The following is a 20,808-nucleotide window of genomic DNA, read 5'->3' as shown; positions in this document are numbered from 1 at the left end:
GCCATCAGTACAGAAAACGACCATACATTGTCAATTGCCAATTACCAGTTGTCAATTGAATAAGGAGTTTGCATGCAAAGAAAAGCCATCGCCCTGCTCTCGGGCGGACTCGATTCCACCCTCGCCGTCAAGGTGCTCCTCGAACAGGGGATCGCCGTAGAGGCGCTCAACTTCACCTCCCCCTTCTGCACCTGCACCGGCAAGAACGCGGGCTGCAAGTCGGAGGCGGTGCGGGTGGCGGAGGAATTCAAGATCCCCATCAAGGTAATGCACAAGGGGGCCGACTACCTGGAGATCATCAGGAACCCCAAGCACGGCCACGGCAAGGGGATGAACCCCTGCATCGACTGCCGCATCTACCTTTTGAAGAAGGCCAAGGAGTACATGGAGGAGTCAGGGGCCGATTTCGTGATCACGGGTGAGGTGCTGGGACAGCGCCCGATGAGCCAGCGCCGCGACACCCTGCGCATAATCGAGCGGGAGAGCGGCCTGGAAGGGCTGCTGCTGCGCCCCCTTTCCGCCAAACACTTCAACCCCACCATCCCGGAACAGGAAGGGTGGGTGGACCGCGAGAAGCTCCTTTCCATCTCGGGTCGCTCCCGCAAGGAGCAGTTCGAACTGGCAGAGGAACTGGACGTGAAGAACTATCCCTGCCCGGCCGGGGGGTGCCTGCTGACCGAACTCTCCTTCGTGGGCAAGATCCGCGACGTCTTCGACCATTCGGACCAGCTGAACCTCAGGGACTTCCGGATGTTGAAGCTCGGCAGGCACTTCAGGATCGGGCGCCGCACCAAGGTGGTCATGGGGAGAAACGAGGCCGAGAACGAACTGCTGGAACGGGCCATCCAGGCCGGCGAGGCCGCCCTGCGCTGGAAGGAGGGCAAGAGCCCCCTGGCGGCGGTCATGGGCGAGAGTTCGCCGGAGCTTTTGGAGCGCGCCGCGCAGATCCTTCTGCGCTACACCAAGGCCGAGCCCGGTGCCGCGGCGACCATCGCGGTGACCTGCGACGGCGGCGAGAGCGAGTTCAGCACCACCAACGCCCTGGACGAAGCAGCCGTCGAGGCCCTCAGGCTGTAACCCCTTCCTGTACGCCGCTTCCCTCCCCCTGCACCGGGGGAGTGAAGCGGTAGACGTTCTTTCCTTCCTGCTTGGCGCGATACATCGCGCCGTCCGCCGCGCGCACCATCCCGTCCAGGTCGTCGCCACAGTCCGGGTAGATGCAGACCCCGATGCTCACCCCGACGGTCGCCTCATCCCCTTCCGCCAGGAAGGGACGTGCGAACGCCTGGATGATCCTCCCCGCCACCACCGACGCGTCCTGGGGCTCCGCCATCTTGGTCAGGATGATGGTGAATTCGTCCCCTCCCATGCGCGCCACCATGTCGCAGGCGCGCACGCAGTCCTTAAGCCGCTGCCCCGCCTCCAGGAGCACGGCGTCCCCGGCCGCATGTCCGAACCGGTCGTTGATCTCCTTGAAAAAGTCCAGGTCGAGGTACATGAGGGCCATCGGGTGCTGGTACCGCTTTGCCTCGAAAAGCGCGTGCTTCAGGCGATCGAAGAACAGCACCCGGTTCGGGAGCGAGGTGAGCGAGTCGTAGTGGGCCAGGGTCTCCAGCCGCGCCTTGGCCAGCTTGCGCTCCGTGATGTCCCGGAAAATCACCTGCAGCGCCCGCTCGCCCCGGTAGACGAAGGGTCCCACCCCCAGCTCTACCTCGATGCTGGTCCGGTCGTTGCGCAACAGCCGCTCTTCGATCCAGGGCGCGCTGCTGTCTCCCTGCTCCGCGTAGCCTACCTGCTCCAGGAACAACTGCGCCGACTCCCGTTCGATGAACTCCAGCATCTCCCGCCCCATGAGCTGGTCCGGGGACTGGCACCCCAGCAATTCGCTGCCGGCGGGGTTGATGAAGACGAAGCGGCGCCCGACCAAAATGGCGATACCATCCAGCGACAGTTCCACCAAACGCCGGAAACGCTCCTCGCTTTCACCGATAGCCTCAACCATCTTGGTCAGCCGTTCCTCGGTGTTGGCCTTGACCGTCACGTCCTGCAGGGTCTCGATGGCGGCCACCACGTTCCCCTCGCTGTCCCTGAGCGGTGCGGCGTCGAAGCAGAGGTAGCGCTGTTTCCCCTTGAGCCGGTACCACCCCTCGGCGCGCAGCCCTTCCGGGATCAATTCGGAGTCGGCATAGCAGTCGTACAGATCCGCCATATCCTGCAGCGCGCCGTCCATCACGACATCGGCCAGCATCCGGCGCTTCTCTTCGTAGAAGGCGCGCCACGCCTCCGTTTTTCCCACCTGGTCACCGGCGCCGATGCCGGTCAGCTCCTCCAGGGCCTTGTTCCAGATGATGACCCGGTGCTCGGCGTCGATGACGAAACAGGGGACTGCGCTGTGCTGCAAAAGCTGCACGGCGAAACTCTTTTCCCGCTCCAGCAGGCGCCTCTGGCTAGTCAACTCCAGCATCATGGCGTTGAAAGCCGACACCAGCTCGCCGATCTCGTCCCGGCTTGGCAGCGGCATCGGTTCGAAGGAGGTTCCCTCCCCCATGCTGCGCACCCGGGCGGCAAAGGCCAGCAAGGGAGCGGTCAGGCGCCCGACGAAGAGCCAGACGAAGATCAAGGCCACGGGCAGCAGCGCAGCAAGGCTGTACAGCACCAGCGCGCGGGCACGGTAGATCGGCTCGTACGCCTCCGACAGCGGACGTTCCGCCGCCAGGATCCACCGGGTGGATTGCAGCCTCTTGAAGGAATAGATACCGGCGACGCCGGAGGGGCCGATCATTTCGCCGCTCCCCTCGTAGCCGGCGATGACCCGGTCCAGGAGTTCCTGCCGCCCCGGCGGCGGCAGCGGCAACGGGATCCGGTCCCGGTTCGGGTGCACGATCATGCGCCGCTGGTCGTTGAACAGGAAGAAGTTGCCGCCGTCGCCGACCCGCAACTGGCCCAACCGGCTCAGGAAGTTTTCTTCGGCAAGCTCCACCCGCCCTCCCAGTACACCAATCAGGGAGCCGTTCTCGCCCAGCACCGGGGCGGTGAAGATGACCAGGAGGTTGCCCCGCGCCGAGATGAGCGGTTCGGATATGTACGGCTTTCCGGAGCCGACCGTGCGGATGAAGTATTCGCGGCTGGAGAAATCCTGGTTGAGAAAAAGGGTTTGCCCCGGCGCCGAGGCGAGCAGGATCCCCTTGGGAGAGTAGAAGCCGGTGCCGTCGCTGAAGACCTGGTGCAGGTCGAGGCGGGAATCGAGGAAGCGCTGCAGGCGCTGCGGATCGGATGCCATGGAAGACGGGATGCTCATCGCCACCGCTACCAGTTCCCGCTGCGCCGACGCGATGCGGTCATCCATATTCGCGGCCATGGCGGTGACCACGGAATACTGGCGGCTGGCCATGCTGGCCTTGAACTCCTTGATGAAGAACATCAGGCCGAGCCCGGCGACACCCGTGCTCACGGTGCCGATCAGGAGCAAGACCACCAGCGCCAGCTTTATTTTCAGGCTGAACCTGACCATTGCTCTGAAGTATTAATCGTTGTGGGTGGCGAAGATGGTGGCGAAATCGGCAGCAGCCGCGTCGAACGCCTGCAGCACCTGGGGATCGAAGTGGTTGGGCATGGTCCTGCCATCCCCCTTGGTGATGATCTCCACGGTCTTTTCATGGTCCAGCGCAGGTTTGTAGACGCGCTTGCTTCTCAAGGCGTCGTACTGGTCCACCAGCATGACGATGCGCCCCTCCATGGGGGTGGCGTCTCCCACCAGGCCGCGCGGATAGCCGGTGCCGTCCCAGCGTTCATGGTGGGTGTTGGCGATGGAGGCGGCCATCTGAAGCACCAGGTGGTTGGACCCGGCCAGGATCTTGCCGCCGATGGAGGTGTGGCTCTTCATGATGCCGAACTCTTCGTTGGTGAGCGGACCCGCCTTCAGCAGGATGGCGTCAGGGATCCCGATCTTGCCGACATCGTGCATGGGCGAGGCCATGGCGATGCCGTCGACGAACTCGCGCGGCATCGCCAGCTGCTCGGCCAGGCGCTTGGCGTACAGGCCGATGCGGGCGATGTGCTTGCCGGTGTCCTCATCCCTCAATTCGGCCGCCGCCGTCAGCCTCTCGATGGTTTCGCGGCTCATGCTGCGCATCTGCACCAGCGCCTCGCCCAGTTCCCGGGTCCGGTCCAGCACCTGGCGCTCCAGCTCCGCCTTGTAGTTCTTCTCCACCAGCAGCAGTCTCTGGTAGTTGATCCCCTTTTCGACGGCGTAGATCAGGTAGGGCGTCTTGAAAGGCTTGATGATGAAGTCGAAGGCCCCCTTCTTGATCGCCGACACCGCCATCTCCAGTTCCGCGTAGGCGGTCATCAGGATCACGGGGATGTCCTTGTCGAGTTCGTGGATCTGCTCCAGGAGCTCGATGCCGGACATCTGCGGCATGTTCACGTCGGTGAGTACCACGTCGGGAGGTGACTGGCGTAACAACTCCAGGGCATCCATGCCGTTTGAGCACGGATGCACCTCGAAGCCGCTCACAGAGAGGAGCAACGCTACGCTTTCCAAGACATAAGGGTCGTCGTCTACGAGGATGACGCGGCCTGATATAGCTGTTTCCATCACACTTCTCCAGTAGCTTGGGACGCTGATTGGTCTACTTCATAGTTTTCGGCAGATTTAATGGGAACTTGAGGGGGAGAATTCTAAGATAAGTCTAAGCGGGATGGGACGAAAGGCTGTGATGGCGCAATGGGGGCGGCGATTCCCCCTCGCCCTCAGGGAGAGGGGTAGGGGTGAGGGCATTGCTTTGACGAAGTTCAGCACCCTTTGCGTTGTGATTGCAGCGCCCTCACCCCGGCCCTCTCCCGGAGGAGAGGGAGGGGCGACAGAGGTGCGCTGCTACTGCTTTGCCAGCTACTGTTTGTCTTGCGCCGGGGTCCCTTCCTTGGCGGGGGCGGCGCCTTCCTGCGGCTTCTCCGGGGCGGGTTCCCCGGCGCCAGGATGCTGCTCGGCCGGTGCTCCTGCGGCGGGCGCGGCGGGGCCCTGCTCCGGTGGGGACGTGAGCCCCTGCGGCACGGTGGCGCTGGTATGGTTGGCCATGACCTCGACCTGCTTGATGCTCTCGTCGACCTTTTTCTGCATCCGGCCGATGTTGGGCATCTCGGCCAGCGCTGCCTGGTATTCGCCGGAGGAGAGCACACCCTTGTTGGCCAACAGACGCAGGATCATATTGGAGCGCTTGAGCACCTTGTCCAGGTTCTTGTACGGGTTGTAGGCGACCCGCGGCCCCGGCAGCATGGCCGCCAGGAAGGCGCACTCGCGCGGGGTCAGCGCGGCCGGCGACTTACCGAAGTAGTAACGCGCGCCGTGACCGATGCCGTGCACCATGGGCCCCAGTTCGATCACGTTCAGGTAGAGTTCGATGATGCGCCCCTTGGTGATCTCCTGCTCCATGCGCTTGGCCAGATAGAGCTCTTTCGCCTTCCGGGTCAGTGTCTTCTCCCGGGACAGGAACAGGTTCTTCGCCACCTGCTGCGTGATGGTGGAGGCGCCGCGGGCGAAGCTCTGCTTCTCCAGGTCGTACTTGATGGCCTCCTTGATCGCCTTCACGTCGATCCCCTCGTGCTTGTAGAAGGAAGCGTCCTCGGCGAGGATGACGGCCCATTTCATCTCGGAAGGGATCTGCGACAGCGGGGCCCAGTAACGGTTCTTGGGGCCGACCACCAACGGGTGGTAGTTCCCCTGCCAGTCCTTGACCTGGATGGTCATGTTCATCTTCTTGTCCTTGAGCACCGTGACCGGGGGAACGAACAAGAGAGAGATGGCGACGTAGGCCGCGTAGACGGCGCAAAGACCGGCGCCCCAGAGGAGGTATTTCTTCAATTTCATAGCAGCGATTCCTTTACGGATATTCCCCCTCACCCGCCCTCCGGGCACCCTCTCCCGAAGGGAGAGGGAACTGGGATGAGGGAGGTGGTTTTATCGCGGACGCGCCATCTGCGCGGCCATGACCAGCGCGGCCTTCATGCTGGCGGGGCTCGCCTTGCCGGTTCCGGCCAGGTCGTAGGCAGTGCCGTGGTCGACCGAGGTGCGAATGATGGGGAGGCCGAGGGTGACGTTGACCCCATCATCGAAATGCAACAGCTTGAGCGGGATGAGCCCCTGGTCGTGATACATGCAGACCACGGCGTCGTACCCCCCCTGCGCGGCGAAGTGGAACAGGGTGTCGGCGGAAAGCGGCCCCACCGCTTCGATCCCCTCTTCCCGCGCCGCGGCCACCGCCGGAGCGATGATGCGGCTCTCCTCGTTGCCGAACATCCCCCCCTCGCCGCAGTGCGGGTTGAGCGCCAAAACGGCCAGGCGTGGCTTATTGCAGAACCAGCGTGAGAGCGAGTCGTTGGTGATCCGGATGGTGGAGAGGACGCGGTCGAAGGTAACCAGTTCCGGCACTTGGGCCAGCGCCTCGTGGATGGTGACCAAGGTGACCCTGAGCCGGTCGCCCGCCAGCATCATCACCACCTCGTGCCCGCCGGTCAGCTCCGCCAGGAGTTCGGTGTGCCCGGGGAAATGGTGCCCGGCGCTGTTCAGCGACTCCTTGTTGATGGGGGCGGTGGCCATGGCCGCAACGGTACCGTCCATGCACAGTTTGGCAGCCGCGCAGATGTAGCGATAGCAGGCATCGCCCCCCGCCGGGCTGGGGCGACCATAGACCATGTCAGCGGGTTCGAGGGCAGAGAGTTCGCGCAGGTAGAGGGTTGCCGGAGCGGGTTCCGCGGGGGGGAGCAGGTCCGGGGCGGAGAGGATGGCGAGCTTGGCACCGGCAACGGCGATGCCTCGCTCGATGGCGGCACGGTCGCCGAGGATCAGCGGCCGGCACAGTGCCGTGACGGCTGGGTCCGCCAGCGCGGCCGCGATGATCTCCGGCCCGATGCCGGAGGGGTCACCCATGGTGACGGCTATGATCGGTTTTTGCAAAGGTGTTCTCCTTTCACGGCGGCTGGGTAGCAGGAGCAACGCCCTCACCCGGTCGCCCACAAACGAATAGGGGCCCTTAAGCCCCTATTCCACTTCAGCCTGCGGCCACTACGCGCGTCTACTTGCGCACGTTGAGCGGCAGGATCAGCTTCTGCACCTGGCCGGATTCCTTCTCGCTCCACTGCAGCCTCAGTTCCTTGGCACTGGGCGCCTCGCCCGGGAAGAAGATGAACCCGTTGGAGAGACTGTCAGCCGGAATGAGCCGCCCTTCCAGCCCCTTGCTCCTCAGGTCGTCCGAGATGCGGTTCTCGCGGTCGTTGGAGGTCCCTTCCTGGGTCCCGCCGATGATGGCGCCGCCGGCTGCACCGATGGCGGCACCCTTGCCCAGCGACCCGGCCACGCTCTTACCAGAGACGATGCCGAGCGCCGTCCCGAGAATGGTGCCCGCCGCGGCTCCGAGCAGGGCCCCCTTGCCGGCACCCTTGCCGAAGAAGGAGGCAAACTGGGTCGAGCTTTCCAGCCGGTCGAAGGCCACCTTGTTGGTGACCAGCGGCCAGTAGTTGCCCCCCTCGTCCACCAGGAAGGTCTGGCCGCCCATTATCTCAAGGGTCTTCCCGCTCTTGTTGTCCATGACCAGCATGACCGGCAACAGGCCCGCCCCCTTGATGTCAAAGCCGAAAGCCTGCTCGGCCGCGTCCGAGGTCGCATATGCCTCGCCGCCCAACGAGACCCCGGACTGCTCCAGGTGGTTCTGGTACGCCTCGGGGGGGCGGAAGGAAACGTATTGGCTCTTGTAATGGGTGCAACCGGAGAACAGCATCATCGCTATCATGAAGACGGCTAGTTTTCTCATGGGGAAGCCTCCTTGATATTTTCATTAGCAACACACGGTAAATATATACCGCTTTTCAGGCTCGCTCAAGCCCGGCGAAGCGCACCAGGAGCTTCTTCGGGCCGCCCAGCGAGTTGAACCAGACGATCACCTTCTGGTTGTCCCCTTCCCCTTCAATCTTCCTGATGGTGCCCGGCCCGAATTGGGCGTGGCGCACCTTCATGCCGACCCAGATGCCATCGTCCTCGTCGTCGGGGACCATGCGCACCTCGTTGTCCTCGAACTCCGGTTCGATCTCTTCATCGAAGAGGGAGGCCAGGTTGTGGCCGGTCGAGAAGTCGCGGGAGGGCTCGGGGCGCTGCCAGAGGTCGCCGCTGTCCAAAAGTTCCCTGGGGATGTCGGCGATGAAGCGGGCGGGGGCGTTCATCTGCTCCTGCCCGAAGATGTGGCGCCGGCGCACGTTCAAAAGGAACAGGCGCTTCTTGGCGCGGGTCATCCCCACGTAGCAGAGCCTTCTTTCCTCTTCCATCTGGTCCGGGTTCTCCAGGGCGCGCACGTGGGGGAACAGCTTCTCCTCCATGCCGATCATGAAGACCAGCTGGAATTCGAGTCCCTTGGCCGAATGCAGGGTCATCAGCGTTGCGGACGCCTTCTTCCCCTCTCCCTCGTGCTCGAGGTCGGACACCAGTGCGACCCGCTCCAGGAAGTCGGCCAACCCGTGCTCGCCCGGCATGCTTTCGTAGGTCTGCATGGCGGTCACCAACTCCTGGAGGTTGTCGATCCGTTCCTGGGCCTCGTCGGTTCGCTGCAGCTTGAGGCGAGCATAGTAGCCGGAATCGTTGATGACGGCGGCGGTGAGTTCGGACAGGGGAAGCTTCTCGCTCAGGGTCTTGTATCCCTCCAGTTCGTTGACGAAGGCGGCCACCTTGCCGCGCGCGGCGGCGGGGAGCAGCGGGCCATAGGCCCCTTCCAGCATGGCGTCGTAGAACGGGAGCCCCTTTTCATTGGCGAAATCGGCGATCTTCTGGACCGTGGTGTTGCCGATACCGCGCGGCGGGGTATTGATGATCCGCTTCACCGCCACGTCGTCGGACGGGTTGTCCAGCACCTTGAGGTAGGCAAGGATGTCCTTTATCTCGAGCCGAGCGTAGAAGCGGACGCCGCCGACCATGTGGTGCGCGATCTGGGCACCCACGAGCGCCTCCTCGATGACGCGGGACTGGGCGTTGGTGCGGTAGAAGACGGCCACCTCGGAGAGGTCACCCCCTTCGGCGAGGAAGCGTTCGATCTCGCGGCAGACGGTGCGTCCCTCCTCCCATTCGTTGGGGAGGGTGCGGTACACGATGCGCTCGCCCTCGGGGTTGTCGGTCCAGAGACGCTTGGGCTTCCTCCCCTTGTTCTTCTGCACCACGTGCCAGGCGCCGTCCAGGATGGTCTTGGTGGAGCGGTAGTTCTGCTCCAGCTTCACCACCTTGACTCCGGGGAAGTCTTTCTCGAATTCCAGGATGTTGCGGATATCTGCGCCGCGCCAGCCGTAGATGGACTGATCGTCGTCGCCCACCACGCAGAGGTTCTGGCGCGCGCCGGCCAAAAGCTGCACCAGGCGGTACTGCACGGGGTTGGTGTCCTGGTACTCGTCCACCAGGAGCCAGCGCCAACGCTGCAGGTACTTGTCCAGCACCTCCTTGTGCTCCTCGAAAAGCTGCACGGTCAACAGGAGCAGGTCCCCGAAATCGACCGCGTTACAGCGCTTCAGGCGCTCCTGGTAGCAGCGGTAGACCCGGGCCAGGGTCGCTTGGTACGGGGAGTCGGCCGGGACGTCGAAGGGGCTCATCCCCTGGTTCTTGAACTCGTCGATGGCGCTCCCGAGCATCTTCACCGGGTAGCGTTTCTCGTCCAGGTTCATCTCGGTGGCGCAATCCTTCAGCAGGCGCTCGCAGTCCTTGTCGTCGTAGATGGCGAAGTTGGAATCGTAGCCCAGGCTCCTGATGTCGCTTCTCAGGATACGTGCGCAGGTGGAGTGGAAGGTGGAGACGAGGGGAGTTTCCCCCTCCCCCAGCATGTGCTGGATGCGCTCGCGCATCTCGCCGGCGGCCTTGTTGGTGAAGGTGACGGCCAGGATCTGCCAGGGTGGGACGCCGCGCTCGTGAATGAGGTGGGCGATGCGGTGCACGATGACGCGGGTCTTGCCGGAGCCGGCGCCGGCCAGGACCAGGAGCGGTCCCTCGCCGTGCAGCACGGCCTCCTGCTGGGGAGGGTTCAGTTTGTGGAGCAGTTTCATGATTTTCCTTAAGGCCTGCCGGGGCTTAGGCGCCGCGGAGTGCCGAGCGCCTATTTATATCACTTAGCCCCAGTCAGGTCAAAAGGGAATCTGTCTCACAGCTTTTCCAGGGCGTGGGCCAGGGCGGAGCGCAGGGGCTTGGGAAGCAGGGCGAACTTGACGCCGATCCCCTTGGGTCGGGTCTTGCCGCTTGCGTCGCTCCAGACCACCCGGCAGGCCGTCTCAACCACGGTGCCTTCTGGGAGAGTGAAGGAGAGTTGCAGCACGTTGCCGTTTCGCGCCGGGACGTCGGTGACCACGTAAGCACCCTCGACGCCGAGGTCGAAAAGCGAGCAGGGGACGGAGGCGCCGTTAAGCTGCATGGTGGCTGACAAGCTACACAGGAGGCGTCTTTCGCGGCGATCGATGCCGGGGATAAATTCGCGGGCGATCTCGAGGAAACGGTCGCGCCCGGCGGGCTTGCTGAGGAAATAGTTGCAACCGGCGGCGAAGCTGTCTTCACGGTCTTTTTCGACGGAGCTGGACGAGACCAGGACCACGGGCGTGTCGGCGTGTTTAGGAAGGGAGCGGATCGCCTTGCAGCAACTGGCGCCATCCATGTTGGGCATCTGCAGGTCCATGAAAACCAGGACCGGCTTGTGGTGCTGCACCGCTTCCAAGGCCTCGACGCCGTCGCGCGCCGTCACCACCTTCACGTCGGTATGCTTGAAAAAATCCTTCTCGATCTCCAGAAACATCTGCAGGTCGTCTACGAGCAAAATCGTCGGCTGCAAGTGTCCTCCCTTAAGAATCTTCCAGATTCTTTAATATGCAACTTCCGGCATAAAATACCCGTAGCTACCTCTCAAGTCAAGGTCACAGGTGTACCCCTTTTCGGCAGGCGTGAATCAAAACTAAAATGGCCGCCATCAATTGATGTGCGGCCATACGGTAGATCTTTGAAGATCGGCGTCCGCCCCCCTCCCTGTGGCGGGAGGGACAGGGTGGGGGAAGATGCCATTGAGGTACCGGCCCTGCTACTGCCCTTTGCCCCGCAGCGCAAGCAGGCGCTGTTTGATGCCGTGCACCTCCCGGAGGGCCTCCGGGCTCAGCCGGTCCGGGGGGAGGTTGTCACGGTCCGCACGGCGCACCCCTTCGCAGAAGCTGATTGTCCCCAACAGGCGCTCGGCCGGGACCGCCTCCTCGATGAGGCTGCGGTCTTCCGCGTCACGGACCTTGCTGCCGACAACGAAGACCTCCTCGATGCCGACGTCGCCAGCGAGCCGCATAATCTGCTGGGCCGTCTGCAGACTGCGCTGCCCCGGTTCCACGACTACCACTAGGGCGTCGACCGATTCGGCTGTGCGGCGCCCCAGGTGCTCGAGCCCCGCCTCCATGTCCATGACCACCACCTCGTCCCGCTCCAGGAGCAGGTGCCCCATCAGGCGCTTGACCAGAGTGCTTTCCGGGCAGGCGCAGCCGCTCCCCCCCTGTTCTAGGGTTCCCATCCAGAGAAAGCGGACCCCGTCGTGTTCCAGGCAGAACTTCTCCGGCAGGTCGTTCACCTTCGGGTTCAGCTTGAAGAAGGAGCCGTAGCCGCCGCTTGCGCCGGTGCGCTCCTCGGCGAGCTCCTTCATGCGCGCCACCGGCTGGAGTTTCGCCGCTCGCTGCGCCGGGATGCCCAGCGCCGCCGCGAAGTTAGCGTCCGGGTCGGCGTCGACCGCGAGCACCCTGGCGCCGTCGTCGGCGAAAGCGCGGCAAAGAAGGCTCGCGAAGGTGGTCTTGCCCACCCCTCCCTTGCCGGTGATGGCGATCTTCAGCCCCGGCCCGCGCTGCGGAACGGCGTGGAGATGGGGGTGATGATCGTGGTCGTGGCCATGGTGGTGGCCATGGTGGTGGCCATGGTGGTGGCCATGGTGGTGGCCATGGTGGTGGCCATGGTGGTGGCCATGGTGGTGGTCATGATCGTGGTCGTGATCGTGGTCGTGATGATGGTGGTCATGCGCGTGATTGTGGTTGTCGCACATAGTTTCTTGCTCCTTTGTTGCTTCGGTTCAAGCTCCTGCCGGGGCACGCCCCTCACCCCGTCCCTCTCCCGGAGGGAGAGGGAGTACGGACTCTTTGAGACGGGCCCCAGGCGGCCTCCGGCCACCCTCGCCCTCCGGGAGAGGGTGGCCGGAGGCCGGGTGAGGGCCAGCACCCTTGCCATCTAGATCCCCAGTCCTTTCCTGCGCTCCTCGATCACCTCCAGGAGCTTGTCGGCAGCGAGGTTCGGGTCGAGCTCCACCAGGAAGTAGCCGCCCAGCAGATCCTTGGCGGTCTGGGTCAGGAGCTCGGTTACCTTGGCCGAGCCGGTCACCTGCGGCATGGTGCCCAGGTGGGTCGGGATGCCCAGCGCGACGCTCCAGGTGCCGATGGCAACCGCCTTCTCCGACATCGCCTCCGGCGCGGACGCCACCAGCGGGAGCTGGTCGAGATCGACGCCGAGCTTGTCGGCCACCGCCACGGCCACCTGCACGGCGCGGCTGTTGTCCACGCAGGAGCCCATGTGCAGCACCAGGGGAAGCGGGCCGTTCAGGCCGGCCGAGGTGCCGATGGCGGTCATGACTGCCTTGAGCGAATCACCAGCGTACTCAAGCGTCGCCTCCTGGGTCATCAGGCCGTGCTTGGCGAAGGAACCTGCGCCGCAGCCGGTGGCGAGCATGAGCACGTTGTTGGCGGCGAGCTTCTTGGCCATGGTGACGAAGCTGCTGTCCTGCGCCACCTGGGTCGAGTTGCAGCCGGCGAAGAGGGCGATGCCGCGGATGTTGCCGTTGGCGATGTTCTCGATCAGCGGCTGGAGCGGATCCTCCGCGTTCAGGGTAGCCAGCGCGCCCACCACGGACTCGACGCCGAAACCGACGATGGCGGTCTGCTTGAAGTCCGGGATGTTGACCCGGCGCGGGTCGCGCCGCTTGTACGCTTCGATCGCGGTGGCGACGATGCGGCGTGCGTTCTCCAGGGCGGTCTCCTCCTTGAAGTCCACATGCGTCGCGCCCGGAATCTTGTTCTCGGCCATGGTGGTGATGACGGCGGTGTGGAAGCAGGCGCCGATCTCGCTCACCGAGGGCATGATGCACTGTACGTCGACCACCATGGCGTCCACCGCGCCGGTGACCAGCGCCAGCTCCTGAGAGAGGTAGTTCGCGGCCAGAGGGATGCCGTGACGCACCATGACCTCGTTGCCGGTGCAGCAGATGCCGACGATGTTGATGCCGTCCTTGGCCCCGGCCTTCCGGGCCTCCTCGTCCATCTGCCCGGCTACCTCGCAGACCACTTCGCTCAAAAGCGGGTTGTGGCCGTGTACGGCGATGTTGACCGCGTCCGGCTTGATGACGCCAAGGTTAGCGGCGGTGATCACCGGGCTTGGGGTTCCGAACAGGGCGTCGGAGAGCTCGATGGCGAGGCACATGCCGTCGAAGTCGGCCAGCGCGCCCTTGATACCGCCGAGAATCAGGTTGACCGGATCGGCATCACAGCCGACCAGGGTGCGCCCCATGATCTGGGTGATGACGGCGTCGATGTTGTGCGGCAGGACGTGCAGGGCCTGCAGGCGCTCCAGGCGCTTCTTGGTGAGGGTGGCCTCGATCCAGTTGCAGGGGGCGTCGTGATCCTGGTTCTGGAAGTCCTCCAGGGTCGCCTTGGCCACCGCGGCTGCGATGGCCGGGATGTCCTGCCCCTCTGTGCAGATGTCGAGTTTCGCCGCGACCGCGCGCAGCTTGACCTCGTCGCGGATCTGGTAAGCGGGGAGCCTCCCTTCAGCCACGCCCTGCAGGGCGAGCGCCACGTGGCGGCCGTGCTCGGAGTGCCCGGCGGCGCCGGCCGCGATCATGCGGATGACGTTACGAGCCACGATGGTGTCGGCGTCGGCGCCGCAGATGCCGCGCTGGGGACCATCGCCGAACGGATCGATGCGGCAGGGCCCTTTCCAGCAGATGCGGCAGCAAACTCCCAACTGGCCGAAGCCGCACTGGGGCTGCATGGCGCGGTGACGGTCCCAGACGGTGGAGATGCCTTCTTTTTTCGCGATGGGCAACAGGGTCGCCGCGGACGGATCGGTGCTGAGCTTCATGGTCATATCCTTGCCTTCCTTGATTTGAGATGTTGGAGCGATTGGGCCAGTTCGGCGGCCCGCGCCTCGATAAGGGTCTGACGGTACTCTTCCAGGTCCACGAGGGTCAGCGCCTTGGTCGGGCAGGCCTCGACACAGGCGGGGACATCGCGACCGGTGCCGGCGCAGAGGTCGCACTTGCGGGCGATGCCGCCGTTGGTGCGGCAGTTCTCGGGATCGGTCCCCTCATGCTTCACACTGATGGCGCCGAAGGGGCAAACCATGACGCAGACCTTGCACCCGACGCAGTTCTTCTCGCGCACCCCGACCTGCCCGCTCTCCTGGAGCATGGCCCCCGTTGGGCAGGCCGCGGCGCAGGGCGCGTCCTCGCACTGGCGGCACTGCACCGGCATCATCACGCCGCCCGCCGCCACCACGCGGTTGCGCGGCCTCAGGGTCAGCCCCGCGAGCGCCGCCTGGTGCAGACCGGTCCCGGAATGGGCCACGGCACAGGCCATCTCGCAGCCGTGGCAGCCGAGACAGCACTCGGGGTCGGCAAATACGATGGCATTTTCACGTTGTCGCTTCATTGTGGTCTCCTTTGCAAATCCATCATTAGGCATCCTCTCCTGCTCTACTGCGTGCTGCGTCCACATCCCCTCTCCCTCTAGGAGAGGGCCAGGAGGAGGGAATTCGTTGCCGATGCATCCCCTCCCCCGGAGGGGGAGGGTTAGGGAGGGGGCTTGCATGCTTCCCCCCTCTCAGCCTCCCCCCTCCGGGGGGAGGAGCGCTTGCACGTCGGGCGTCCGCGCATCGCTACCAGGACTTCATGGTTCCTTCCAGGCTCTCCAGATACAGTTCCCTGCCGCCGGTCGGCTCGACATCACCCGACGCGCAGACAGGGCAGCTAAAGCTGAAATTCACGATCCTGAAACGCTCCCCGCAGCCGCGGCAGCGCCCGGTGAGCGGCACTTCCACTATCTCGAGCTGCGCCCCTTCTGCCACGGTCCCCTCCGCCACCACCTCGAAGCAGGCCGCCAGCGTCATTGGCTCCACCGCCGCCAGCTCTCCCACCTTGAGGCGCACCTTGGAGATGGATTCGATCCCCTGGGCCGCCACCTGCTCGTTGATGATCTCGAAAAGCCCCGTCACCAGGGTGATCTCGTGCATGGCGTCTCCTAGCGGTCTGTGCAGGCGATGCAGGGGTCGATGCTGTTCACGATGAGCGGGATGTTGGCCACCGGCTCGCCTTTCAGCATCAACTTGAGGGCGTCCCAGTTCATGTAGGAGGGAACGCGCCACTTGAGGCGCACCGGGAAATCCGAGCCGTCGGTGCGCAGGTAGTACATGAGCTCGCCGCGTGGCGCCTCAGACTTAGCGATCGCCTCCCCCGCTGGAATCTCGGGCAACGTGTCGGCGCAAAGCGGCCCGGCTGGGAGCTGTGCCAGGCACTGCTCGATGAGCGATACCGACTGGCGCGCCTCGGCAAGCCGCACCAAGTTGCGCGCCCGGACGTCCCCCGTCGTTTGCAGCGCCACCTTGAAGTCGAGACGGTCGTAGGCGCCGTAGGGACTTTTCTTGCGCACGTCGTAGTCGATGCCGCAGGCGCGCGCCACCGGCCCCACTACCGCGCACTCGACCGCCGCCTCGCGCGGCAGCACCCCCACCCAGGCCATGCGGGCCATGAGCACCGGGTTGTTGCCGAACTGCAGGTAGAGTTGGTCCAGCGGCTTTTTCATCTGCTCCATCGCCTGGGCCAGGTAGCTTGCCGCCTCCGGGGTCAGGTCGTAGCGCACCCCGCCGATCACGTTGGCGGCCAGATCCATCCGGTTGCCGTAGATGGCCTCCTTGGCACGCTGCATAATCTCGCGGATCTCCATGATCCTGCGAAAGAGCGGGACTTCGCCGATGGCGTTGGCCTGGACCGCGCAGCAGAAGAGGTGCGAGGCAATGCGCTTGATCTCGTCCGCAACGGCGCGCAGGTACTCGGCGCGCTCCGGGATGGCGATCCCGGCCACGTCCTCGACCGCCGCGCAGAAGGTGCTGGGATGGCTGTTGGAGCAGAGCGAGCAGAGGCGCTCCAGGAGGGTGATGTTCTGGTACAGGTTGCGGCGCATCACCAGGTGCTCCATGCCGCGGTGCACCTGGCCCGGCAGGACGTCCAGGTCGGCCACCCGGTCACCTTCCAATTGCACCCGAAAGTACATCGGCTCCTCGAGAGCCAACTGGTGCGGCCCCAGTTCGATGATCTTGGTGGTCATGCGTCCTCCCGTTCGCCGGCCAGGACCTTGTCCCAGAGGACCTTGCTGGTGGCCGCGTTGGTGAAGGTGGAATATGGCACCAGGCGCTCGAAGGGGGCGTGGGGGAGCGAGTGATCGAGGAACAGGCGCCTCGGGTCGGGATGCCCCACCACCTGCACGTCGTACAGCTCCATCAGCTCACGCTCCTGCCAATCGCAGTTGCGGAAGATGGGAGTGAGCGATGGTACTCGCGCCCACTCCAGCGGGAGGATTACCGTGAGGGTCAGCGTGGCGCCGTCCAGGTCGAAGTGGTAGGCGATTTCGCGCTCGCCCTTCTCCTGGGCTCGTTCCGGCAGGTACGGGGTCACCATCGCCAGGCGGCCGCCGAGTTCGGCCACGGCGCGGGCCGCCGGGAGCAGTGCCTCCCCGGAAGGGAGCCGGCACCAGCCGGTCAAAACGCCCTTGCTGTCCCGGCGCCACGTCACTTCAGTTTCCTCGCCAGCGGCACAAGCCAAGGCGGCGGCAACGCAACCTTCAACACCATCCCTCACCCGCCCTTCGGGCACCCTCTCCCGGAGGGAAAGGGGATCTGCCGAGGGGGTTGATCTTCCACCACAGGCGTCCACAATCCCCTCTCCCTCAACCAACCTCTCCTTTTCACCTGTAAGGTTGATGCAATCGCTCATCGTCTGGGCACTCCTATGCTCATCTGCTGACGGCAGGCCGGGCAGAGGTTCTTCAGTTTCTCAATCTCGGGGTTGGGGCGGCGGAAGGCGGCGTGCAGGAGTTGCGGCGCAGCCGGGATGATGGCCTCGCCGCAGCCGGCGCAGGGCTCGTAGAGAACCTCACCGCGGTCGACCTGGCGGAAGGCATCCGCGGCGCGGTGGTCGAGGCGCCAGTCCCCGGTGACGGAGAGGGCGCCGGTGGGGCAGTAGTGACTGCACAGGCCGCAGAAGACGCAGCTGTTGTGCCAGAGGGTGAGGCGAACGCCTTGCTTGCCCGCCTCAAAGCGGATCGCTCCAGCGGCGCAGACGTGGCGGCACATGCGGCAGTCCACGCAGGCGGCGGCGTCGAAACTGAGCCTGCCCCGGGCGGGGAAGTTGTCGGCGTGAGATGGCTTCCGATCACCCGGCTCATGAATCGGCTCCACTCCCTCGCGGCGGGCCTTGCGGATCTCCAGTGCTGTGCGGATTCCCTCCAGCAATGCCTGGGGACGCGGCGGGCAGCCGGTGACGTTCACGTCGACCGGTAGGTGGCGATCGAGCGGGCCGTCCACCGCGTAGCTGTCGCGGAAGACGCCACCGGAGACCGGGCAGACGCCCACCGCGACGGTGAGCCTGTCGCGTGGTGTCTCTGCGTAAAGCCGCAGCACCTCGTCGCGCGCTTTCACGGTAAGTGGACCGGTGACAAGCAGCACGTCAGCCTCGCGAGCCGATTCCGTGTAGCGGCAACCGAGCTGTTCCACGTCGAACTCGGCCACCGCGGACGTCACAGCCAGCTCGACGTCGCAGCCGTTACAGGATCCTGTGTTGATGCGAAACAGCCGTACCGGCTCGGCTGCCGTTTCTTGTTCCTGGATAGCCATCGCATTCTCCCCATTGCAGACACGTTGCAGCATGGGCGGCAATGTAGGGGAAAAAGCGCGCGCGGTCTGTCGGCGAGCCGACAGTTCGGTTTTTTTCTTACTCGTGGATGTGGGAGTCGCTGTTGCGGTTCAAGTGGAGAGATGCCTTGGATATCAGGTTCCCCCCTATGCGAAGGGGGGTCAGGGGGGATTTGCCTTTAGACAGTACACGTTGTGAGAGTGTGAGGGGACAGGCACCTGCGGAGCAGTCCCCTCACCATGCGTTCAGACAATTTCCTTCATTTCCTTGAAAGCGTCGAGGTCCTTGATGAGCAGGGCCTTACGATCGATCTTCACCAGTAGGTCTGCCTTGATGAAATCGTTGATGATCTGCGAGATGGTCTGGCGCGTGGTGCCGATCAGGAGGGCGATGTCCTCGGTTCCGAGCCCCAGTTGCACCACGGTTCCGTTGGCGGTCACCTGTCCGCGGTCGGCCGCTGCGCCAAACAGGAAGTCGACCAGGCGCAGCCGCACGTCCTTGAAGGCGAGCCCCTCGATTGTCTGGATGGAGTTCTGTAGCAGTTCCCCGAGCACCTTGACCATGGTTAGCGAAAGTTCCGGGCGGCGGGCGAGCGCCTGCCCAAAGGTGGCGGTACTGCACACCAGGATCTCTGTCCCCTCCAGCGCCTGCACGAAGGCGGGAGTATGGGTGCTGAAGACGTCCCCCTTTTCCAGCAGGGCAAGGGTAAACTCCTTGTCCTCGTAACTGAGGTAGATGCGTAACCGGCCGCTCCGCACCACGAATACCAGGTTCTTCTCCTCAAAGGGGGAATAAACCAGGGTCTTGCGGGCGTAGTGGCGCGGCGTGAAGTTGGCTTGGAAATCGGGATCGGCGTGGAAGAGAGAAAGGAGGTCTGCGTCGGAAAGCTTCATCTTGGTCGGCATCTATAGCCCCTCCAGAAGAGTTACCGGTGCATTATGAAGCAGGCGAGGTGCAAAAGGCAAGGCGGGCCGCGCTGACGACGCGTATACATCCACTCCCACTTTATCTTGCCGCGACAGGCTTTTTTGTTAGTATCTCCCAATGTGTCTTTTGGCCGGGAGTAATTCATGGGAATGGGACGCGACATACTGATCGTCGATGACAACGAGGTGGTTACCGGGGTGCTGGTTGACCTGTTCCGCAGAGAAGGGTACCACAGCGCGGGCGTCGCCAGTGGCGAGGAGTGCCTGGAAGAACTCAGGCAGACCGGGTGGAAGCTGGTGATGCTGGACGTACGCCTCCCCGGCATCAGCGGCATCGAGGTCCTGCGGGCCATCGGAGATGACTATGCCAAGACCGACGTGATCATTATGACCAGCCACGTGCCGCTGGAAACCGCCGTCCAAGCCCTGCGACTGGGCGCCCAGGACTACCTGTTCAAACCCTTCGACGACCTGGAGATGGTAGTAGCGACGGTGAACCGGGCCATGGAACGGCGCCGCCTGATGGAAACGCATGACCACCTGGTGCGTACCCTGGTCGACTTGGCCGTAGAAAATACACGAATCATGGCGGAACTCCGCACCGCAAACAGCGACCTGGAGGAAAAGGTCGCGCAGCGAACGGCGGAGATCAGCAAGGCCAACCTGCAGCAAAAGGCGATCATCGCCGAACTGAAGCAGGCCAAGGAAGCCGCCGAGGCCGCCAACCGGGCCAAATCCCAGTTTCTCGCCAACATGAGCCACGAGATCCGCACGCCGATGAACGGAGTGCTGGGGATGGCGGAACTGTTGCTGCACACTGACCTGAACCAGAAACAGCGCGGCTACGTCGAGATGCTGCACCAGTCCGGCGATTCGCTTTTGGGCATCATCAACGACATCCTCAACATATCCAAGATCGAGGCGGGCAAGCTAGAGATCGAGAAGGTCTCCTTCGACCTGCACGAGACGGTGCGGGGAGTGGTGGACCTCTACCGCGAGGTGGGGCAGCGCAAGCGGGTGACGCTCGAGCTGCAGATCGGTCCCGATCTTCCCCGGCGCGCGCTGGGTGACCCGAACCGCCTGCGCCAGGTGTTGATCAACATCGTCAACAACGCCTTGAAGTTCACCGACCAGGGTTCAGTCAAGGTATCGGCCTGCCTGGTAGAGAGAAGCGGCAACGGCCACTATGTCGGGTTCGAGGTGAAGGACACCGGCATCGGCATTCCTGCGGAGGCGGTCGGCAGCATTTTCGAGTTATTCACCCAGGTGGACGGGTCTGCGACCCGCAGGTACGGCGGGACCGGTCTCGGGCTGGCCATCGCCAAGCAACTGGTGGAACTGATGGGCGGGGAAATCGGCGTAGAGAGCGAACCGGGGCGAGGCTCCACCTTCACCTTCATCGTCTACCTCAACGCCGCGCCGGATGCGGCGTCGGACGAGGAAGACGGCCCGATTGAACTGGAGAACGAATGGGAAGAGCCCGCCCAACCTGCCCTGTGTCACGCGCGCGTGCTCCTGGCGGAGGACAACCCGGTCAACTGCGAAGTGGCCCACGCGATGTTGACCACCCTGGGGTGCCAGGTGGACGTGGCGCAGAACGGGACGCAGGCGGTATCGGCGCTGGCGCGCAAGAGCTACGACCTGGTCTTCATGGACTGCCAGATGCCGGAGTTGGACGGTTACGAAGCAACCCGCGCCATCAGGGATCAGGAGCGCGACTCCGGCAGACACACCCCCATCATCGCCCTCACCGCCCACGCCATGGCAGGGTCGCGAGAAAGCTGCCTGGGCGCGGGGATGGACGATTTCCTCAGTAAGCCCTTCAAGCTGGGGCAGCTCCAGGAGCTGATCCAGAAGTGGACCTCGCCCTGAGCTGAAAGCGGCACCGCAACTATTAACCTAAT

The 20,808-nt window shown here is 64.1% G+C and carries 18 protein-coding genes; 2 read left to right on the top strand and 16 right to left on the bottom strand.

The window, feature by feature from the left end:
- The first annotated feature begins 72 nt into the window (after nt 1–72).
- Nucleotides 73–1,077 carry a hypothetical protein gene (locus tag K7R21_RS15855; RefSeq protein WP_224984249.1) on the top strand — a complete coding sequence of 335 codons (1,005 nt, stop codon included), beginning with the start codon at nt 73–75 and terminating at the stop codon, nt 1,075–1,077.
- On the opposite strand, the gene K7R21_RS15850 is transcribed toward K7R21_RS15855, so the two are convergent.
- The 16 genes from K7R21_RS15850 to K7R21_RS15775 all read right to left on the bottom strand — a co-directional run bounded on the left by K7R21_RS15850 (nt 1,067) and on the right by K7R21_RS15775 (nt 18,883).
- Nucleotides 1,067–3,511, bottom strand: coding sequence for a sensor domain-containing diguanylate cyclase (locus tag K7R21_RS15850; RefSeq protein WP_224984248.1), 2,445 nt, complete (start codon nt 3,509–3,511; stop codon nt 1,067–1,069). The genes K7R21_RS15855 and K7R21_RS15850 overlap by 11 nt on opposite strands.
- Nucleotides 3,512–3,523: 12 nt before the next feature.
- Nucleotides 3,524–4,597, bottom strand: a complete 1,074-nt coding sequence (locus tag K7R21_RS15845; RefSeq protein ID WP_224984247.1) for a response regulator — start codon at nt 4,595–4,597, stop codon at nt 3,524–3,526.
- Between the two features lie 294 nt (nt 4,598–4,891).
- Nucleotides 4,892–5,866: a transglycosylase domain-containing protein gene (locus K7R21_RS15840; protein ID WP_224984246.1), complete on the bottom strand. Its 975-nt coding sequence runs from the start codon at nt 5,864–5,866 to the stop codon at nt 4,892–4,894.
- A gap of 90 nt (nt 5,867–5,956) precedes the next feature.
- Entirely contained in the window at nt 5,957–6,925 is a 969-nt protein-coding gene (gene pdxA / locus K7R21_RS15835; protein ID WP_224984914.1) for a 4-hydroxythreonine-4-phosphate dehydrogenase PdxA, read from the bottom strand.
- 145 nt (nt 6,926–7,070) lie between these two features.
- Complete coding sequence (locus tag K7R21_RS15830; protein ID WP_224984245.1) at nt 7,071–7,805, bottom strand: glycine zipper family protein; 735 nt, start codon at nt 7,803–7,805, stop codon at nt 7,071–7,073.
- A 55-nt stretch (nt 7,806–7,860) separates the two neighbouring features.
- Nucleotides 7,861–10,065, bottom strand: a complete 2,205-nt coding sequence (locus tag K7R21_RS15825) for an ATP-dependent helicase (protein ID WP_224984244.1) — start codon at nt 10,063–10,065, stop codon at nt 7,861–7,863.
- 95 nt (nt 10,066–10,160) lie between these two features.
- On the bottom strand, nt 10,161–10,838 hold the full coding sequence (locus K7R21_RS15820; protein WP_224984243.1) for a response regulator: 678 nt from the start codon (nt 10,836–10,838) through the stop codon (nt 10,161–10,163).
- A gap of 243 nt (nt 10,839–11,081) precedes the next feature.
- Nucleotides 11,082–11,852: an ATP-binding protein gene (locus tag K7R21_RS15815; RefSeq protein WP_224984913.1), complete on the bottom strand. Its 771-nt coding sequence runs from the start codon at nt 11,850–11,852 to the stop codon at nt 11,082–11,084.
- 8 nt (nt 11,853–11,860) lie between these two features.
- Nucleotides 11,861–12,253, bottom strand: a complete 393-nt coding sequence (locus K7R21_RS15810; protein WP_224984242.1) for a hypothetical protein — start codon at nt 12,251–12,253, stop codon at nt 11,861–11,863.
- Nucleotides 12,254–14,161 (bottom strand): anaerobic carbon-monoxide dehydrogenase catalytic subunit, encoded by a 1,908-nt coding sequence (cooS, locus tag K7R21_RS15805; RefSeq protein WP_224984241.1) that lies wholly within the window; start codon nt 14,159–14,161, stop codon nt 12,254–12,256.
- Nucleotides 14,158–14,724, bottom strand: coding sequence for a 4Fe-4S dicluster domain-containing protein (locus tag K7R21_RS15800; protein ID WP_224984240.1), 567 nt, complete (start codon nt 14,722–14,724; stop codon nt 14,158–14,160). Before K7R21_RS15800 ends, cooS begins: the two co-directional genes overlap by 4 nt.
- Nucleotides 14,725–14,950: 226 nt before the next feature.
- On the bottom strand, nt 14,951–15,304 hold the full coding sequence (gene hypA / locus K7R21_RS15795; protein WP_224984239.1) for a hydrogenase maturation nickel metallochaperone HypA: 354 nt from the start codon (nt 15,302–15,304) through the stop codon (nt 14,951–14,953).
- Nucleotides 15,305–15,312: 8 nt separating this feature from the next.
- Nucleotides 15,313–16,395 (bottom strand): hydrogenase large subunit, encoded by a 1,083-nt coding sequence (locus K7R21_RS15790; protein WP_224984238.1) that lies wholly within the window; start codon nt 16,393–16,395, stop codon nt 15,313–15,315.
- Entirely contained in the window at nt 16,392–17,060 is a 669-nt protein-coding gene (locus K7R21_RS15785) for an NADH-quinone oxidoreductase subunit C (protein ID WP_224984237.1), read from the bottom strand. The genes K7R21_RS15790 and K7R21_RS15785 overlap by 4 nt, the downstream gene beginning before the upstream one ends.
- Nucleotides 17,057–17,959: an NADH-quinone oxidoreductase subunit B family protein gene (locus K7R21_RS21005; protein WP_224984236.1), complete on the bottom strand. Its 903-nt coding sequence runs from the start codon at nt 17,957–17,959 to the stop codon at nt 17,057–17,059. The genes K7R21_RS15785 and K7R21_RS21005 overlap by 4 nt, the downstream gene beginning before the upstream one ends.
- Before the next feature lie 264 nt (nt 17,960–18,223).
- On the bottom strand, nt 18,224–18,883 hold the full coding sequence (locus K7R21_RS15775; protein ID WP_224984235.1) for a Crp/Fnr family transcriptional regulator: 660 nt from the start codon (nt 18,881–18,883) through the stop codon (nt 18,224–18,226).
- A 165-nt stretch (nt 18,884–19,048) separates the two neighbouring features.
- Between K7R21_RS15775 and K7R21_RS15770 the strand changes: the two genes are divergently transcribed.
- Nucleotides 19,049–20,776, top strand: coding sequence for a response regulator (locus K7R21_RS15770; RefSeq protein WP_224984234.1), 1,728 nt, complete (start codon nt 19,049–19,051; stop codon nt 20,774–20,776).
- Nucleotides 20,777–20,808 lie beyond the last annotated feature (32 nt).

This window comes from Geomonas agri, assembly GCF_020179605.1.
GTDB lineage: Bacteria > Desulfobacterota > Desulfuromonadia > Geobacterales > Geobacteraceae > Geomonas > Geomonas agri.
Note: the sequence above shows the minus strand (reverse complement) of the source record. Positions and strands in the feature narration are given on the sequence as shown.

Bases quoted from the DNA above. Each gene is read 5' to 3' on its own strand.
- K7R21_RS15830 (WP_224984245.1), bottom strand. From the start codon at position 7,805: ATGAGAAAACTAGCCGTCTTCATGATAGCGATGATGCTGTTCTCCGGT.
- K7R21_RS15810 (WP_224984242.1), bottom strand. From the start codon at position 12,253: ATGGCAAGGGTGCTGGCCCTCACCCGGCCTCCGGCCACCCTCTCCCGG.
- pdxA (WP_224984914.1), bottom strand. From the start codon at position 6,925: ATGGGTGACCCCTCCGGCATCGGGCCGGAGATCATCGCGGCCGCGCTG.
- K7R21_RS15800 (WP_224984240.1), bottom strand. From the start codon at position 14,724: ATGAAGCGACAACGTGAAAATGCCATCGTATTTGCCGACCCCGAGTGC.
- K7R21_RS15845 (WP_224984247.1), bottom strand. From the start codon at position 4,597: ATGGAAACAGCTATATCAGGCCGCGTCATCCTCGTAGACGACGACCCT.
- K7R21_RS15775 (WP_224984235.1), bottom strand. From the start codon at position 18,883: ATGCCGACCAAGATGAAGCTTTCCGACGCAGACCTCCTTTCTCTCTTC.
- K7R21_RS15850 (WP_224984248.1), bottom strand. From the start codon at position 3,511: ATGGTCAGGTTCAGCCTGAAAATAAAGCTGGCGCTGGTGGTCTTGCTC.
- K7R21_RS21005 (WP_224984236.1), bottom strand. From the start codon at position 17,959: ATGGCTATCCAGGAACAAGAAACGGCAGCCGAGCCGGTACGGCTGTTT.
- K7R21_RS15790 (WP_224984238.1), bottom strand. From the start codon at position 16,395: ATGACCACCAAGATCATCGAACTGGGGCCGCACCAGTTGGCTCTCGAG.
- hypA (WP_224984239.1), bottom strand. From the start codon at position 15,304: ATGCACGAGATCACCCTGGTGACGGGGCTTTTCGAGATCATCAACGAG.
- K7R21_RS15825 (WP_224984244.1), bottom strand. From the start codon at position 10,065: ATGAAACTGCTCCACAAACTGAACCCTCCCCAGCAGGAGGCCGTGCTG.
- cooS (WP_224984241.1), bottom strand. From the start codon at position 14,161: ATGACCATGAAGCTCAGCACCGATCCGTCCGCGGCGACCCTGTTGCCC.
- K7R21_RS15770 (WP_224984234.1), top strand. From the start codon at position 19,049: ATGGGAATGGGACGCGACATACTGATCGTCGATGACAACGAGGTGGTT.
- K7R21_RS15840 (WP_224984246.1), bottom strand. From the start codon at position 5,866: ATGAAATTGAAGAAATACCTCCTCTGGGGCGCCGGTCTTTGCGCCGTC.
- K7R21_RS15785 (WP_224984237.1), bottom strand. From the start codon at position 17,060: ATGAGCGATTGCATCAACCTTACAGGTGAAAAGGAGAGGTTGGTTGAG.
- K7R21_RS15855 (WP_224984249.1), top strand. From the start codon at position 73: ATGCAAAGAAAAGCCATCGCCCTGCTCTCGGGCGGACTCGATTCCACC.